The organism is Variovorax sp. 770b2, from assembly GCF_900115685.1.
Classification (GTDB): Bacteria; Pseudomonadota; Gammaproteobacteria; order Burkholderiales; family Burkholderiaceae_C; genus Variovorax.
Genome location: NZ_FOXJ01000001.1, coordinates 2,730,255 through 2,744,528, shown reverse-complemented (window position 1 = coordinate 2,744,528; position 14,274 = coordinate 2,730,255). Strand labels below are relative to the sequence as shown.

Below are 14,274 nucleotides of genomic sequence, written 5' to 3'. Positions count from 1 at the left end.
GCGCAGGCCCAACAGACAGAAAGAAGAATCCGTTTTGAGCGAGTTGCACAAATTCCTGTTCGATGGCCTGCCGGTGCGCGGCATGATCGTGCGCCTGACAGATGCGTGGCAGGAGATCCTTGCGCGGCGCGCCTCCAACACCGCGACCGGCCCGTATCCAACGCCCGTGGCCGAGCTGCTGGGCGAGATGACGGCCGCGGCCACGCTGATGCAGTCGAACATCAAGTTCAACGGCGCGCTGATCCTGCAGATCTTCGGCGACGGTCCCGTCAAGGTGGCCGTGGCCGAGGCCAAGCCCGACCTGAGCCTGCGCGCCACCGCCAAGGTGATCGGCGACCTGCCGGCCGATGCGCGCCTGCCGGACATGGTCAACGTGAGCAACAAGGGCCGCTGCGCGATCACGCTCGACCCGAAGGACAAGCTCCCGGGCGCCACGCCGTACCAGGGCGTCGTGCCGCTCTTCGGCGACGAAGGCGAGAAGCTGGGCAAGTTGAGCGACGTGCTGGAGCACTACATGCTGCAGAGCGAACAGCTGGACACCACGCTGGTGCTCGCGGCCGACGACAAGGTCGCGGCGGGCCTGCTGATCCAGCGCCTGCCGGTGAAGGGCGAGGGCAACCTCGAAGGCACGTCCGGTACTTCCGACAAGGACCGCGACCAGGCCAACGAAGACCAGATCGGCCTGAACGAGGACTACAACCGCATCTCGATCCTGGCCTCGAGCCTCAAGCGCGACGAACTGCTCACGCTGGACATCGAGACCATTCTTCGCCGCCTGTTCTGGGAAGAGAAGCTGCTGCGCTTCGAGCCGCAGGCCGGCCCGCTCGGTCCGCATTTCGCGTGCACCTGCGGCCGCGAGCGCGTGGCGCAGATGATCCGCGGGCTCGGCGTCGAAGAAGCCGAGGAGATCCTCGCCGAGCGCGGCGACATCGAGGTGGGCTGCGACTTCTGCGGCAAGCAGTACCGCTTCGACGCGATCGATGCGGCGCAGATCTTCAGGCCGCCGACGGACCAGATTCCGGGCAGCCCGATCGTCCAATAAGGTCCAGCAAGGCCTGCCGCGCCGGCCCGCCCCGTTCAGGCGGCCTGGCGCATCACTTTCACCATCGCGGCCAGGCGTTCGTTCGCGAAGCCTGCGCCCAGCGATCGGTCGAACAACCCCATCAGGAAATCCGGAAAGCTCGCATCGAGCCCGGCCTCGCGTGCCTGCTTCACGAAGAGCCGGCCCGAGCCCGCGCAGGTGGCCATCGAGCTCTCGGGCTCGCCGTACCGGTTCGCGTGGATGGCCTGGCCCTCGGCGTCGATCATTTCGCCGAGCACCGGCGAAATCGCGCCGATCATCCGGGAGAACGCGTCCACCTGCAGCCCTTCGGATTCGCAGATGCGCACGCCGTGGAAGAACCCGCTCATCGCGCCGAACATGCACGAGAGCGTGGCCAGGTCCCAGGCGGCCGCGTTGCCGATGGGCTCGCCCATGTACTGGATGTTCCCGGCGATGGCTTGGAGCACTGGCCGGCAGGCGGCAAGGGCGCGTTCTTCGCCGGAGATGAAAAGGGGCGTGTCGGGCCGGCCGATCTGGCCGGGGGTGGCGAGCAGGGCGCCATCGAGACAGGCCACGCCGCTCAAGGCGGCCCAGTCGTCGCGCGCGTCCTGCGGGGTGCCGGTGCTCAGTTGCACCAGCACCTTGCCGCGCAGTGCGTCGGCCACGCCGGGCGTGGCGAGAATCGCGCGCCAGGCCGTGTAGTCGGCCACGCAGACCAGCACGACGGGGCTGGCCTGGACCGCGGCGAGCGCGTCGGCTGCGAGCACCGTGCCCTGGTTCAGCACGGGCTTCGCGCGTTCGGCGGTGCGGTTCCACACCGTCAGCGTGAATTTCGATTGAAGGGCACGCGCGAGTGCAATGCCCATGGGGCCGAGGCCGATGAGGGAAACGTCGGTCATGTCGTGTGTTCCTTGGGTGTGGGTTTCAGCCCGCGGCCGGCGTGAGGTTCTGCCCCAGTCCGCCGTCGACCGTGAGCCGCGCGCCTGTCGTGAAGGTCGCCTCGAACGCGAAGAAGAGCACCGCGCGCGCCACCTCGGCGGCCGTGCCGTGGCGCCGCATCGGCGTGATCTGGTCGCCGATGCGAATGAACTCCGCGCGCTCCTGGGCCGTCGCATCGGCGATGCCGAGCGTGGGCGTGTCGATGAAGCCGGGGCTCACCACGTTGACGCGGACGCCGCGCGTCACCAGCTCGGCCGCGAAGCCCGAGGCGAACGAGCGCAGGGCGGCCTTCGTGCCGCTGTAGACGCTCATGCCGTGCATGCCTCCCTCGTCGGCGATGGACGAGGTGAAGACGATCGCGCTGCCCTGCGGCATCAGCGGCGCAAGGCGCTGCACGGTGAAGAACGGGCCCTTGGTGTTGATCGCGAAGGCGCGGTCGTAGCCTGCTTCGGTCACCTGCGCGAAGGGCTCCAGCGTCGCGATGCCCGCGTTGATGTGCAGCAGGTCGATGTGGCCGAAGCGCTCGCGTGCCGTGGCGGCGAGGGCGTCGATGTCGGCGAGCGAGGCCGTGTCGGACGCCAGCACATGCGCGCCCTGACCGAGCGTGCGGCGCGCCGCTTCGAGGTTCTCGGGATTGCGCCCGGTCACCAGCACCTGGGCGCCGCCTTCGAGCAGCGCCTGCGCCGTGGCCAGGCCCATGCCGATGGTGCCGCCGGTGATGACGGCCTTCTTGCCCGCGTAGGGTTTGTTCATGATGGTTCGCATGCCTTGAAACGAGTGGAGTTCATGGCTGCGAATGATCGGGATTGCCGCGCGAACGGTCGCGCACGTTCGGCCGCGCCCGAGCACAAACGGACGATGACATGCGGCGCGGTCGCGGCAGATAATCTTCAGGATGAGCGACACCGACCTGGCACTGACGGCCGACAGCTTCGTGATGCCCGCGCCCTCCGGCCTGCGCGTGGACATGCGCCAGACCCCGGCCGGCGTGGTCGGCTACGAGGCATTGCCCGATCACCGCATCAAGCTGCACGCGGGCGCGCCGGTGCCGGGCGCCTGCCGGCTGCACAAGTTCCTCTACACGCGCGGCGACCTGGACATCCTGCCGGCCGGCGCGACCGACGTCTGGCACGAGGAAGCGCCCAGTACCTCGATCGTCGTGCGCATGGCGCCCTCGCTGCTGCAGCGCACCGCCGACGAGATGGGCCTGCCGGCCGAACGGGCGCGGCTCGGCGAGCGCCACCAGTTCCGCGACGCGCAGATCGAGCACATCGCCCTCGCACTCGATGCCGAGCGGCGCGCGGGTTTTCCGAACGGCACGCTGTACACCGACAGCCTGGGCACCGCGCTGGCCGTGCACCTGGTCGCCGGGCAGAAGATCGAGGCGGCGCCCGTGCAAGGGCTGACGCGGCTGCAACTGCGCCGTGTGACGGAATACATCGAGGCACACCTGGACGGTGATCTGTCGCTCTCGGCGCTGGCGGATATCGCAGGCCTGAGCGCCTCGCACCTGAAGACACAGTTCAAGCGCTCCACCGGCCTGCCGGTGCACGAGTACGTGGTGCATCGGCGCGTGGACCGCGCGCGTGGCCTGCTGCTGCGCAGCGCGATGCCGGCGAGCCTGGTGGCGCTGGAGAGCGGCTTCTCGCACCAGAGCCACATGGCGCGGTGCATGCGCCGCGTGCTCGGCGTGACGCCGGGCGAGGTGCGGCGCGCGGGGTAGTTCTGCTGGCTCCGGCTAGCGGGCTTCGTCGTCGAAGCCGCTGAATTCGATGTCGGGGGCGCTCGTGTTGTGCCTGGAGAAGAGGCTGCGGCCGAAGCGCACCTGGGTGGCGTTAATGGTCTTCACTTCGGGCAGCGTGCTGGCCTGCGATGCGGCATTCGGCGATTCCTGCCAGCGCACTTCGCTCATGTCGGCGTTGTCGGGCGCGACGTACATCGAGCGCAGCACGGCGAAGGGTTGCGCGCCCGCAGTGGGTCTGGAGAGCGTCACGTCCAGCGCGGTGCGCTTGCGGCTGATCTCGTCCACTCGCGCCACGGCGCTGCCGCCGTTCGTGAAGCGCAGGTGGATCGCCAGCGGCTTGGGCACCACGCGGATCGACGCGATGTTCACCACCGGCCGCCCGGCCTGCTCGACCGGGCCGAGCAGGAACGACGAGCCGTACACCCCGTCGCCGAAGCGCGCCTCGGGCAGCGGCTTCAGGCGCCAGTAGCCGTCGGAGGGGTAGAGCACGATCGCTTCGAGCGCCTTGCCGTTCTCCTTCTTGAACACCTGCAGCAAGTGGAAGCCGCGGTCGCTGCGCGCACCCACCTGCACCGGCACGCGCTGCGGCCGCCAGAAGGTCGGCAGCGTCATGCCGACGATGCGCCACTCGGCGTTGTCCAGCAGCACCACGGTTCGCTTCCTGAAGCGGTGCGCCGGGTCGGTGGGGTGGGCGCCGCCGTCGAAATTGCAGCCTGAAAAATCAGGCGCGGTGACGTCGTTGCCGATCTTCTGGAGGTAGTCGGGCTGCAGCGCCTCGATGCGCATGTGGCGGATGCCCTCGCCGCGCAGCACCATGGAGACGTTGTCTTCCTCGGCGCAGGCGGTGGGGGTGGTGCCGTTCTCGATGGTGGCGGCGACGGGGGCCGCGAGCGCGGGGCCGGCCGACAGCAGCGCGGCGATGAAGAGGGTCGGGAGAGAGGCGGTGCGGGGGGCTGGGTGCAGGGGCATCAGGTCTCCGGGGAAGAACGGCGGCGTGTGCTTATTCGCGCCGCCCGATCAGGTCTGTGAAAAGCCGATGTTCGCATTCCGGGTCGGAGCACTTCTCGCAAGGCCATGTCCACGCGGCGGGTTTTGTGTCGGCCCTGCCGCCGCGTGCACGCGCGCGGCCTTCGCTGCCGGCGATCGAATTGATGGCGTTCCAGGCGTTGGCCAGCCGTTCGCCGCCGGTGCCGTGCACCACGGCATAGGAGACCCCCGCGCCGGAAAGTGCGGCGCGCACGAGCGTGTCGGTCGGCTGGCGGGCGTGGGGACCATCGCGCAGGTGGTCGCCGACCCAGGGGATGTCCAGCGCGGTGAGCAGCGTGATGGCAAAGCGCCGCTGGGCCGCGAGGGCGTCGGCGTAGAGCGAGCGGTCGTCGAAGAGCTGTTCGCTGTAGACCGCGGTCATGAGCGCGGTGGTGTCGGCGATCACCACGCCCGTCGCGGCGGCGGCGTCGATGCGGCGCGTCTGTTCGTCGGCGATGGCCTGCTGCTCGTCGGGGCGCGGCGTGCGGCCTTCGCGATCGCACCATTCGCGCAGGTACTCGCCCACCAGCGTCGTCGGAACGCCGCGCTCCTGCAGGCGCTGCGCGATGGCGCGCGCGAGCTCGGTCTTGCCGGTGCTCTCGGCGCCGAGCACCGCGATGACGCAGCCGGTCGGCAGCATCGGCGTCATGCGCGCTCCGCCGCGGGCAGGCGCTGCCGCCATGCCAGGTAGCCGGCCACGCTGAGCACCGCGAACACGGCGTAGAGGCCGACGGTGAGCCACAGCCCCTTGTGGATGAACAGGCCCACGCTCACGACGTTCACGGCCAGCCAGACGAGCCAGTTCTCGATGAACTTGCGCCCGAGCAGGAACTGGCCCACGAGGCTCAGGCCCGTGGAGAAACCGTCCCACCACGGCACGTCGGTGTCGGTGAAGCGGCGAAGGAAGAGGGCGACCGCGGGCCAGGCGATGGCGCAGGCCGCGAGGGTGAGCGTGATGCCGCGCTGCGAGAGCCGGCTGACGTGCAACGCACTGCCGTCGCTGCGATGGCCGCGCAGCCACTGCGACCAGCCCCACAGCGCGACGAAGGCGAAGAACACCTGCAGCGACGCATCGCCGTAGATGCGCGCCTTGGCAAAGACCACGACGTAGAGCAGCGAACTGGCGATGGCCAGCGGCCAGCCCCAGTGGATCTCGCGCATGTTGCAGCCGACCATGGCGAGCGCGAGGATGGCGGCCACGAGTTCGAGCCAGCTGACGGGAGAGCCCCAGAGCGCAAAGGCGGGGGTCGAGAGAAGCTCGGGCATCAGGTTCACCCCCAGGCTGCACGCACTTCGTGTCGCTTCGCCAACCCCCTTCCGGGGGCAGTACCGGCGGCCCGGCAAAGCCGGTTCCGCGGTACTTCTCGAAGGGGCGCAGTCCGGTTGACCGAGGTGTCGCGAAAGCTCGGGATCATCCTGGTCAGTGCGCGATTTGCACGAACACTTCGTTCGGCTTGACCATGCCCAGTTCCGCGCGGGCGCGTTCCTCGACCATCTCGAGGCCGTCCTTGAGGTCGTTGACCTCCGAGGCGAGGCGCTCGTTGGTGATCGTGGCCTTGGCGTTGGATTCCTTCTGGTCGGTCAGCTTGGTCTGCAATTGCGCGACGTCGCGCACGCTGCCGCGCCCGTTCCACAGCTGCCACTGAAGGACGGCCAGCAGGAGCAGCAGGACGATGGGAGGAACGAAGCGCGCGCGCATGAGCGTCTGTCTACGCCACCCGCACGCCGAAGCCGCCGCGCTGCCGTTCCAGAAGGAGCGGCGAAGTGCGCGGCCTGGCGAGCCGGGTGGCTGGCATCACTTGAGGTTGTAGAACGCGCCGCGACCCGGGTAGCTGGCGATGTCGCCGAGGTCTTCTTCGATGCGCAGCAGCTGGTTGTACTTGGCGATGCGGTCCGAACGCGAGAGCGAGCCGGTCTTGATCTGGCCGGCGTTGGTGCCCACGGCGATGTCGGCGATGGTGCTGTCCTCGGTTTCGCCCGAACGGTGCGAGATGACAGCGGTGTAGCCCGCGCGCTTGGCCATCTCGATGGCGGCGAAGGTCTCGGTGAGCGTGCCGATCTGGTTGATCTTGATCAGGATCGAGTTGGCGATGCCCTTGTCGATGCCCTCCTGCAGGATCTTGGTGTTGGTGACGAACAGGTCGTCGCCCACCAGCTGCACGCGCTTGCCCAGGCGCTCGGTCAGGTGCTTCCAGCCGTCCCAGTCGCCTTCGTGCATGCCGTCTTCGATGCTGATGATCGGGTACTTGTCGACCCAGTTGGCGAGCATGTCGGTCCAGCTCTCGGCCGAGAGCGAGAGGTTCTCGCCCGACAGCACGTACTTGCCGTCCTTGTAGAACTCGCTGGCTGCGCAGTCCAGGCCCAGGGCGATCTGTTCGCCCGCGGTGTAGCCGGCCTTGTCGATGGCTTCCAGGATCAGCTGGATCGCTGCCTCATGGCTCTCGACGCTGGGGGCGAAGCCGCCTTCGTCGCCGACCGCCGTGCTGATGCCGCGGTCGCCCAGGATCTTCTTCAAGGCATGGAACACTTCGGCGCCGTAGCGCACAGCCTCGCGGAAGCTCTTGGCGCCCACGGGGATGATCATGAATTCCTGCAGGTCCAGGCTGTTGTTGGCGTGCGCGCCGCCGTTGATGACGTTCATCATCGGCACCGGCAGCTGCATGCCGCCCATGCCGCCGAAGTAGCGGTACAGCGGCAGGCCCGACTCTTCGGCCGCGGCGCGGGCCACGGCCATCGAGACGGCCAGGGTGGCGTTGGCGCCCAGGCGCGCCTTGTTGTCGGTGCCGTCCAGGTCGATCATCGTGCGATCGAGAAAAGCCTGTTCGCTGGCATCCAGGCCGAGCACGGCTTCGGAGATTTCGGTGTTGATGTTCTCCACCGCCTTGAGCACGCCCTTGCCGAGATAGCGGCTCTTGTCGCCGTCGCGCAGCTCGATGGCCTCGCGCGAGCCGGTCGATGCGCCCGAGGGCACGGCCGCGCGGCCCATGGTGCCCGACTCCAGCAGCACGTCGCACTCGACGGTGGGGTTGCCTCGGCTGTCGAGAATTTCGCGGCCGACGATGTCAACGATTGCACTCATCTTTTCTTCTTTCTCAAATTGAACGGATCACACACCTTCGACAACGATCATGCGCATGATCGCGGCGCCCTGGCGCGCCGTGCGCGCCTTGCCGTATTCGGGCGATTCACTGAATTTCTTCGCGGCTTCGACGCTCGGGAACTTGAGGATCACGACGCGCGTCGGCGCCCAGTCGCCCTCGAGCACTTCGACCTTGCCGCCGCGCACGCACACCTCGGCGCCGTGCACTTTCATGGCTTCGGTGGACCACTTCTTGTAGTCCTCGTATTGCGCCGGGTTGGTCACGGCGATGTCGGAGACGATGTAGGCGCTGCTCATTGCTGAAAGATGTCCTCGAGGAAAGCGTTTTTCTTGGTGACCCGGTCGAGCGCCAGGAGCGTCTCGAGCAGGGCCTTCATGTGCTTGAGCGGCACGGCGTTGGGGCCGTCGCTCAGCGCCTTGGCGGGATCGGGGTGCGTCTCCATGAAGAGGCCGGCCACGCCCACGGCGACGGCCGCGCGCGAGAGTACCGGCACCATCTCGCGCTGGCCGCCCGAGGTCGTGCCCTGGCCGCCGGGAAGCTGCACCGAGTGGGTGGCGTCGAACACCACGGGCGCTTTGGTCTCGCGCATGATCGCGAGCGAGCGCATGTCCGAGACGAGGTTGTTGTAGCCGAAGCTGGCGCCGCGTTCGCAGGCCATGAAGCTGTCTTCGTCCAGGCCCGCTTCTTTCGCAGCGGCGCGCGCCTTGTCGATCACGTTCTTCATGTCGTGCGGCGCGAGGAACTGGCCCTTCTTGATGTTGACCGGCTTGCCCGACTGCGCCGCGGCATGGATGAAGTCGGTCTGGCGGCACAGGAACGCGGGCGTCTGCAGCACGTCGACCACCTTGGCGGCCTCGGCGATGTCTTCGGTGGTGTGCACGTCGGTCAGCACGGGCAGGCCGAGTTCGCGCTTGACCTTGGCCAGAATTTCAAGGCCCTTGTCGCGGCCCGGGCCGCGAAAGCTGGTGCCCGAGGAGCGGTTGGCCTTGTCGAAGCTGCTCTTGAAGATGAACGGGATGCCCAGCGCCGAGGTGATTTCCTTCAGCGTGCCGGCGGTGTCCATCTGCAGCTGTTCGGATTCGATCACGCAGGGGCCGGCGATCAGGAAGAAGGGCTGGTCCAGCCCGACGTCGAATCCGCAGAGTTTCACTTGAGTGCCTCCGTGCTGCGCACTGCGGCATTCACCTTGGGAACGGCCCAGCGGCTCATGCAACGGCCTTCAGCGTCTTGGTGCTTCCGGCACCCTGGTCCTTGTGTTCGAGCGCCGCCTTGATGAAGGCGTTGAAGAGCGGGTGGCCGCCCCACGGCGTCGACTTGAACTCGGGGTGGAACTGCACGCCCATGAACCAGGGGTGCACGTCCTGCGGCAGTTCGACGATTTCGGTCAGGTGCTCGCGCTGCGTGAGCGCGGAGATCACGAGACCGGCTGCGCGCAGTTCGTCCAGGTAGTTGACGTTGGCTTCGTAGCGGTGGCGATGGCGCTCGGTGACCACGTCGCCGTAGATGCTGTGGGCGAGCGTTCCGGGCGTGACGTCGGAGCTCTGCGCGCCCAGGCGCATGGTGCCGCCCAGGTCGGACTTCGCGTCGCGCGTCTTCACGGTGCCGTCTGCGTCCTTCCACTCGGTGATCAGCGCGATCACGGGGGTGGGCGTCTCCGGGTCGAACTCGGTGCTGTTGGCGTTCTTCAGGCCCGCCACGTGGCGGGCGTATTCGATGGTGGCCACCTGCATGCCCAGGCAGATGCCCAGGTAAGGCACCTTGCCTTCGCGGGCGAAGCGGGCGGCGGAGATCTTGCCCTCCACGCCGCGCTGGCCGAAGCCGCCGGGCACCAGGATCGCATCGTATTTCGCCAGGCGCGAGACGTCCTGCGCGGAGATGGTTTCAGAGTCGATGTAGTCGATCTTCACGCGCGCATGGTTCTTCATGCCGGCGTGGCGCAGCGCCTCGTTGAGCGACTTGTAGCTGTCCGACAGGTCGACGTACTTGCCGACCATGGCGATCGAGACTTCCTGCTGCGGATGCTCGACTTCGTAGACCAGGTCGTCCCAGCGCTGCAGCTTGGCCGGCGGGGTGTTGATGCGCAGCTTGTCGCAGATGAGGCCGTCCAGGCCCTGCTCGTGCAGCATGCGGGGCACCTTGTAGATGGTGTCCACGTCCCACATCGAGATGACGCCCCATTCGGGCACGTTGGAGAAGAGGGAGATCTTGGCGCGCTCGTCGTCGGGAATTGGGCGGTCGGCGCGGCACAGGAGGGCGTCGGCCTGGATGCCGATGGCGCGCAGTTCCTTGGCGGTGTGCTGGGTGGGCTTGGTCTTGAGCTCGCCGGCGGCGGCGATCCAGGGCACGTAGGACAGGTGCACGAAAGCCGAGTTGTTCGGGCCCATGCGCAGGCTCATCTGGCGGACGGCCTCCAGGAAGGGCAGCGATTCGATGTCGCCCACGGTGCCGCCGATCTCGACGATGGCCACGTCCACCTCGTGCGCCGTGCCGATGCCGGCGCCGCGCTTGATGTATTCCTGGATCTCGTTGGTGATGTGCGGGATCACCTGCACCGTCTTGCCCAGGTAGTCGCCGCGGCGCTCCTTCTCGAGGACGGTCTTGTAGATCTGGCCGGTCGTGAAGTTGTTGGCCTTGCGCATCCGCGTGTTGATGAAGCGCTCGTAGTGGCCGAGGTCCAGGTCGGTTTCTGCGCCGTCATCGGTGACGAACACCTCGCCATGCTGGAAGGGCGACATCGTGCCGGGGTCGACATTGATGTACGGATCGAGCTTGATGAGGGTGACTTGGAGGCCGCGCGATTCGAGGATCGCGGCGAGCGAGGCGGAGGCGATTCCCTTGCCAAGGGAAGATACGACACCACCGGTGACGAAGACAAATTTGGTCATGCCAGTTCCGGACGTTTGTGAATCCGGGCAGTGGGAAATTGCGATTATAGGTGTGCCCTTTGCGACACCTTTCGCTGAGGGCTTGTTGCCATTTGTTCGATGGCCTATGAGCAACAATACGGCCCATGCAAGATCTCGCCGGAAAACACATTGTCCTGGGCCTCACGGGCGGCATCGCCTGCTACAAGTCGGCCGAGTTGTGTCGGCTGTTCGTGAAGGCCGGAGCGACCGTCCAGGTGGTGATGACCGAGGCGGCCGGGCAGTTCATCACCCCGGTGACGATGCAGGCGCTCTCCGGGCGCACGGTCTACACCTCGCAGTGGGACGCCCGCGAGCCCAACAACATGCCGCACATCAACCTGAGCCGCGAGGCCGATGCGATCGTGCTGGCGCCGTGCAGCGCCGACTTCATCGCCCGCCTGGTGCAGGGCCGCTCCGACGACCTGCTGAGCCTGATGTGCCTGGCCCGGCCGATGGACCGCATTCCGCTCCTGATCGCCCCGGCCATGAACCGCGAGATGTGGGCCCACCCGGCCACCCAGCGCAACCTGATGCAAGTGTCGGCCGACGGCGCGACCGTGCTGGGCGTGGGCAGCGGCTGGCAGGCCTGCGGGGAAACCGGCGACGGGCGCATGCTCGAGCCGGCGCAATTGCTCGAGGACATCACCGCCTTCTTCCAGCCCAAGCTGCTGGCGGGGCAGAAGGTGCTGGTCACCGCGGGCCCGACCTTCGAGGCGCTCGATCCGATCCGCGGCATCACCAACCATTCGTCCGGAAAAATGGGTTTTGCCATCGCGCGGGCTGCCCGCGAGGCGGGCGCCGAGGTCACGCTGGTGGCCGGCCCGGTGCACCTGCCGACGCCGCGCGGCGTGACCCGCGTCGATGTGCTGTCCGCTCAGGACATGCTCGAAGCCACCACCCGCGCTGCACAGAGCGCTAGCATTTTTGTAGCAACAGCCGCCGTCGCCGACTGGCGCCCGGCCACGCACAGCGACCAGAAGATCAAGAAGGACGGCAGCGGCAAGACGCCCGTGCTGAACTTCGTGGAGAACGCCGACATCCTTCTCACCGTCGCCAAGAGCGAACGGGCGCAGGCGAAGAAGCTGTTCTGCGTCGGCTTCGCGGCCGAGAGCGAGAACCTCGTCGAGCACGCCAAGGCCAAGCGCGAACGCAAGGGCATTCCGCTCCTGGTCGGCAACATCGGACCGCTGACCTTCGGGCAGGACGACAACGCATTGCTGCTCGTGGACGCCCAGGGCGTGCGCGAGCTTCCCCGTGCATCCAAGCTCACGCTGGCGCGTGAGCTGATGACCGAGATCGCCGCGCGACTTCCCGACTGGAGGGTCTGATGAATACCGAATCCAACACGCCGCCCAATGGCGACTTCGCCCGCTATGTCGAGCAGCTTGCGGCACGGGCCGCGCAGCCCAAGCGTGCGGCACAGCCGGGCGAGCCGGGGCTCGACGTCGGCATGACGCCATCGCCCGGCCAGCAGGGCCCGGTCACGGCCGCGATGCAGCGCGCCGACCTTCCGAACGGCGAGGCGCACAAGCGGGAGTCGGGCTCGTTCGACCCGATGGTGCTCAAGGTGCTGGGCGCCGTGGGAGCGCTGGTATTCCTGGTGCTGTGGTCGATCGGCGTGCCGTTCTTCGTGCTGGTGGCGGGGGGCGTCGCGGCCGTGTGGTTCGGCAAGACTTTTTTCAAGGGTTTGAAGCTGACGCCTGGCGTGGCCAAGTGGCAGCAGGTGCTCGAAGAGGCCGCCCGCAAGCAAAGAGAACAACAGCAACACAAGCAAGGCAGCAAGTAAGTGAAAGTCGACGTCCGTATCCTCGATCCACGCATGGTGGATCAATTGCCCGCCTATGCCACCCCCGGAAGCGCCGGCCTCGACCTGCGGGCTTGCCTCGACGCCCCGATCACGCTGGAGCCCAACGGCTGGCAGCTGGTGGGCACCGGCATCGCGATCCACCTGGCGGACCCGGCCTATGCGGCGCTGATCCTGCCGCGCTCGGGCCTGGGCCACAAGCACGGCATCGTGCTGGGCAACCTTGTCGGACTGATCGACAGCGACTACCAGGGCGAACTCAAGATCAGTGCCTGGAACCGCAGCGACACGCCCTTCGTGCTGCAGCCGATGGAGCGGCTCGCGCAACTGGTGATCGTGCCCGTGGTGCAGGCGCAGTTCCGGGTGGTCACGGAATTTGCGGCGTCCCAGCGCGGCGAAGGCGGCTACGGTTCCACCGGCAAGCACTGACTCAGCACCGAAAGCTGAAGCGAGCCTGAGTAACTGCCAGGTAAGCGAGGGGTAAAGAACGGAACCGCCGTCGCGGCGCTGCGCTCGAAAGTTTCAGCATGTGTCTTGCGTCATCGCGGCGAAAGCTGTGGCGTTATTCACAGGCAGCGCACTTTTCTCGCGCAGTTCTATTCGAGGAGCCTTTCAACATGAAGATCTCAATGCGCTTCGTATCCGTCACCGCCTCCGTGCTGGCCCTGGCCACGCTCACGGCGTGTGTTGCACCCATGCCGGTCTACCAGACCTCGCGCTATCCCTATCAGGCGCCGCCGCAGGCCATCCAGTACCGCGAGGCGGCTTACGTCGAATACGGCCACGTGGCCAATATCGAGGTGCTGCGCAGCGAAACTGGTGGCACCGGCACCTCTGGCGGCGGTGCAGTCGCAGGTGGCCTCATCGGCGGCGTGGTCGGCGACCAGTTCGGGCGCGGCCAGGGCCGTGCGGCCGCCACCGCGCTGGGCATCGTGGGCGGTGCCCTGCTGGGCAACACCATCGAGGCCCAGCAGAACGGGCCGCGCGCCTATGAAAGCTATCGCGTGTCGGTGCAGACCGACCGCGGCGGCTACCGCGCCTTCGACGTGCAAAGCCCGGGCGACCTGCGCATCGGCGACCGCGTGCGCATCGACAACGGCCAGATTTCGCGCATGTGAGCTGCGTCCCAGCAGGCACAAAAAAGCCGGGCACTGCCCGGCTTTTTTCGTCTGCAGTCCTCAGTGCAGCATCTGGTTGCCCGGGGCCATCGGCGGCACCTTGAAGAAGGCCGTTCCCGCCGTGCCGCGGCCGACTTCTTCTTCCGTCGCCTCGCGCACCGAGCGCACGGTGATGTCCAGCCGTATCGCGATGCCGGCCAGCGGATGGTTGCCGTCGAGCACCAGGTGGTCGGGATAGATTTCGGCGACCGTGTAGAGCGCATCCCGCGGGATGGCGTCGCTCACGCCCTTCGGCAGCGCGGAGCCGTCGAAGGTCATGCCTTCTTCGGTGCCCTCGGGAAACAGCGACCGAGGCTCGAGAAAGAGCATCTGGTCGTTGAAGTCGCCGAAGCCCTGTTCGGGCTCGACCTGCAGTTGCACCCGGGCGCCAGGCTCATGGCCTTGCAGGGCCGCCTCGATGACGTCGAAGAGATCGTCGCCGCCCACCATGAATTCCACCGGCTCGTCGAGCACGTCCAGCACGTCGCCGAGCGTGTCTTTCATCGTCCAGGTCAAGCCGACCACGCATTGTTCAGAGATTTCCATTGCAGAATT

17 protein-coding genes are annotated in these 14,274 nt (G+C 67.3%); 6 read left to right on the top strand and 11 right to left on the bottom strand.

Annotation, left to right across the window (positions count from 1 at the left end; translation table 11 throughout):
* Positions 1-34 precede the first annotated feature (34 nt).
* Positions 35-1,042 carry an Hsp33 family molecular chaperone HslO gene (locus BM133_RS12630; RefSeq protein WP_093434130.1) on the top strand — a complete coding sequence of 336 codons (1,008 nt, stop codon included), beginning with the start codon at positions 35-37 and terminating at the stop codon, positions 1,040-1,042.
* A gap of 35 nt (positions 1,043-1,077) precedes the next feature.
* Here BM133_RS12630 and BM133_RS12625 read toward each other — a convergent pair whose 3' ends face one another.
* Together BM133_RS12625 and BM133_RS12620 are read right to left on the bottom strand one after the other, a co-directional pair.
* Complete coding sequence (locus BM133_RS12625; protein WP_093434128.1) at positions 1,078-1,941, bottom strand: NAD(P)-dependent oxidoreductase; 864 nt, start codon at positions 1,939-1,941, stop codon at positions 1,078-1,080.
* 25 nt (positions 1,942-1,966) lie between these two features.
* Positions 1,967-2,734 carry an SDR family oxidoreductase gene (locus BM133_RS12620; RefSeq protein ID WP_093435296.1) on the bottom strand — a complete coding sequence of 256 codons (768 nt, stop codon included), beginning with the start codon at positions 2,732-2,734 and terminating at the stop codon, positions 1,967-1,969.
* 142 nt (positions 2,735-2,876) lie between these two features.
* Here BM133_RS12620 and BM133_RS12615 point away from each other — a divergent pair, with 142 nt between their 5' ends.
* A complete protein-coding gene (locus tag BM133_RS12615) occupies positions 2,877-3,704 on the top strand; it encodes an AraC family transcriptional regulator (protein ID WP_093434127.1) in 828 nt (275 codons plus the stop codon).
* Positions 3,705-3,719: 15 nt separating this feature from the next.
* Here the strand turns inward: BM133_RS12615 and BM133_RS12610 are convergent, their stop codons facing one another.
* The 8 genes from BM133_RS12610 to BM133_RS12575 all read right to left on the bottom strand — a co-directional run bounded on the left by BM133_RS12610 (position 3,720) and on the right by BM133_RS12575 (position 10,737).
* The gene (locus BM133_RS12610) at positions 3,720-4,694 is read right to left on the bottom strand and encodes a hypothetical protein (RefSeq protein ID WP_093434125.1); all 975 of its coding nucleotides are present in this window, start codon (positions 4,692-4,694) and stop codon (positions 3,720-3,722) included.
* A gap of 31 nt (positions 4,695-4,725) precedes the next feature.
* Positions 4,726-5,400: an AAA family ATPase gene (locus BM133_RS12605; RefSeq protein WP_093435294.1), complete on the bottom strand. Its 675-nt coding sequence runs from the start codon at positions 5,398-5,400 to the stop codon at positions 4,726-4,728.
* Positions 5,397-6,017, bottom strand: a complete 621-nt coding sequence (pnuC, locus tag BM133_RS12600) for a nicotinamide riboside transporter PnuC (protein ID WP_093435293.1) — start codon at positions 6,015-6,017, stop codon at positions 5,397-5,399. The genes BM133_RS12605 and pnuC overlap by 4 nt, the downstream gene beginning before the upstream one ends.
* 154 nt (positions 6,018-6,171) lie before the next feature.
* The gene (ftsB, locus tag BM133_RS12595) at positions 6,172-6,450 is read right to left on the bottom strand and encodes a cell division protein FtsB (RefSeq protein WP_093434123.1); all 279 of its coding nucleotides are present in this window, start codon (positions 6,448-6,450) and stop codon (positions 6,172-6,174) included.
* 96 nt (positions 6,451-6,546) lie between these two features.
* The gene (eno, locus tag BM133_RS12590; protein ID WP_013540608.1) at positions 6,547-7,830 is read right to left on the bottom strand and encodes a phosphopyruvate hydratase; all 1,284 of its coding nucleotides are present in this window, start codon (positions 7,828-7,830) and stop codon (positions 6,547-6,549) included.
* 27 nt (positions 7,831-7,857) lie between these two features.
* A complete protein-coding gene (locus BM133_RS12585; RefSeq protein ID WP_093434122.1) occupies positions 7,858-8,148 on the bottom strand; it encodes a DUF1330 domain-containing protein in 291 nt (96 codons plus the stop codon).
* Positions 8,145-9,002 carry a 3-deoxy-8-phosphooctulonate synthase gene (kdsA, locus tag BM133_RS12580; RefSeq protein ID WP_093434120.1) on the bottom strand — a complete coding sequence of 286 codons (858 nt, stop codon included), beginning with the start codon at positions 9,000-9,002 and terminating at the stop codon, positions 8,145-8,147. Before kdsA ends, BM133_RS12585 begins: the two co-directional genes overlap by 4 nt.
* A gap of 55 nt (positions 9,003-9,057) precedes the next feature.
* Positions 9,058-10,737, bottom strand: coding sequence for a CTP synthase (locus BM133_RS12575; protein WP_093434118.1), 1,680 nt, complete (start codon positions 10,735-10,737; stop codon positions 9,058-9,060).
* Between the two features lie 125 nt (positions 10,738-10,862).
* On the opposite strand from BM133_RS12575, the gene coaBC reads away from it, so the two are divergent.
* The 4 genes from coaBC (at position 10,863) to BM133_RS12555 (ending at position 13,680) form a co-directional block, all read left to right on the top strand.
* Positions 10,863-12,086, top strand: coding sequence for a bifunctional phosphopantothenoylcysteine decarboxylase/phosphopantothenate--cysteine ligase CoaBC (gene coaBC, locus BM133_RS12570; RefSeq protein WP_093434117.1), 1,224 nt, complete (start codon positions 10,863-10,865; stop codon positions 12,084-12,086).
* Positions 12,086-12,544 (top strand): ABC-2 transporter permease, encoded by a 459-nt coding sequence (locus BM133_RS12565; RefSeq protein WP_093434115.1) that lies wholly within the window; start codon positions 12,086-12,088, stop codon positions 12,542-12,544. Before coaBC ends, BM133_RS12565 begins: the two co-directional genes overlap by 1 nt.
* Positions 12,545-12,991 carry a dUTP diphosphatase gene (gene dut, locus BM133_RS12560; RefSeq protein ID WP_012748537.1) on the top strand — a complete coding sequence of 149 codons (447 nt, stop codon included), beginning with the start codon at positions 12,545-12,547 and terminating at the stop codon, positions 12,989-12,991.
* Positions 12,992-13,179: 188 nt separating this feature from the next.
* On the top strand, positions 13,180-13,680 hold the full coding sequence (locus BM133_RS12555) for an outer membrane lipoprotein (RefSeq protein ID WP_093434114.1): 501 nt from the start codon (positions 13,180-13,182) through the stop codon (positions 13,678-13,680).
* A gap of 60 nt (positions 13,681-13,740) precedes the next feature.
* On the opposite strand, the gene BM133_RS12550 is transcribed toward BM133_RS12555, so the two are convergent.
* On the bottom strand, positions 13,741-14,265 hold the full coding sequence (locus tag BM133_RS12550) for an FKBP-type peptidyl-prolyl cis-trans isomerase (protein ID WP_093434112.1): 525 nt from the start codon (positions 14,263-14,265) through the stop codon (positions 13,741-13,743).
* Positions 14,266-14,274 lie beyond the last annotated feature (9 nt).

Coding starts and splice junctions, on each gene's coding strand:
- BM133_RS12625 (WP_093434128.1), bottom strand. CDS start 1,941: ATGACCGACGTTTCCCTCATCGGCCTCGGCCCCATGGGCATTGCACTC.
- BM133_RS12620 (WP_093435296.1), bottom strand. CDS start 2,734: ATGAACAAACCCTACGCGGGCAAGAAGGCCGTCATCACCGGCGGCACC.
- BM133_RS12615 (WP_093434127.1), top strand. CDS start 2,877: ATGAGCGACACCGACCTGGCACTGACGGCCGACAGCTTCGTGATGCCC.
- BM133_RS12610 (WP_093434125.1), bottom strand. CDS start 4,694: ATGCCCCTGCACCCAGCCCCCCGCACCGCCTCTCTCCCGACCCTCTTC.
- BM133_RS12605 (WP_093435294.1), bottom strand. CDS start 5,400: ATGACGCCGATGCTGCCGACCGGCTGCGTCATCGCGGTGCTCGGCGCC.
- pnuC (WP_093435293.1), bottom strand. CDS start 6,017: ATGCCCGAGCTTCTCTCGACCCCCGCCTTTGCGCTCTGGGGCTCTCCC.
- ftsB (WP_093434123.1), bottom strand. CDS start 6,450: ATGCGCGCGCGCTTCGTTCCTCCCATCGTCCTGCTGCTCCTGCTGGCC.
- eno (WP_013540608.1), bottom strand. CDS start 7,830: ATGAGTGCAATCGTTGACATCGTCGGCCGCGAAATTCTCGACAGCCGA.
- BM133_RS12585 (WP_093434122.1), bottom strand. CDS start 8,148: ATGAGCAGCGCCTACATCGTCTCCGACATCGCCGTGACCAACCCGGCG.
- BM133_RS12575 (WP_093434118.1), bottom strand. CDS start 10,737: ATGACCAAATTTGTCTTCGTCACCGGTGGTGTCGTATCTTCCCTTGGC.
- coaBC (WP_093434117.1), top strand. CDS start 10,863: ATGCAAGATCTCGCCGGAAAACACATTGTCCTGGGCCTCACGGGCGGC.
- BM133_RS12565 (WP_093434115.1), top strand. CDS start 12,086: ATGAATACCGAATCCAACACGCCGCCCAATGGCGACTTCGCCCGCTAT.
- BM133_RS12555 (WP_093434114.1), top strand. CDS start 13,180: ATGAAGATCTCAATGCGCTTCGTATCCGTCACCGCCTCCGTGCTGGCC.
- BM133_RS12550 (WP_093434112.1), bottom strand. CDS start 14,265: ATGGAAATCTCTGAACAATGCGTGGTCGGCTTGACCTGGACGATGAAA.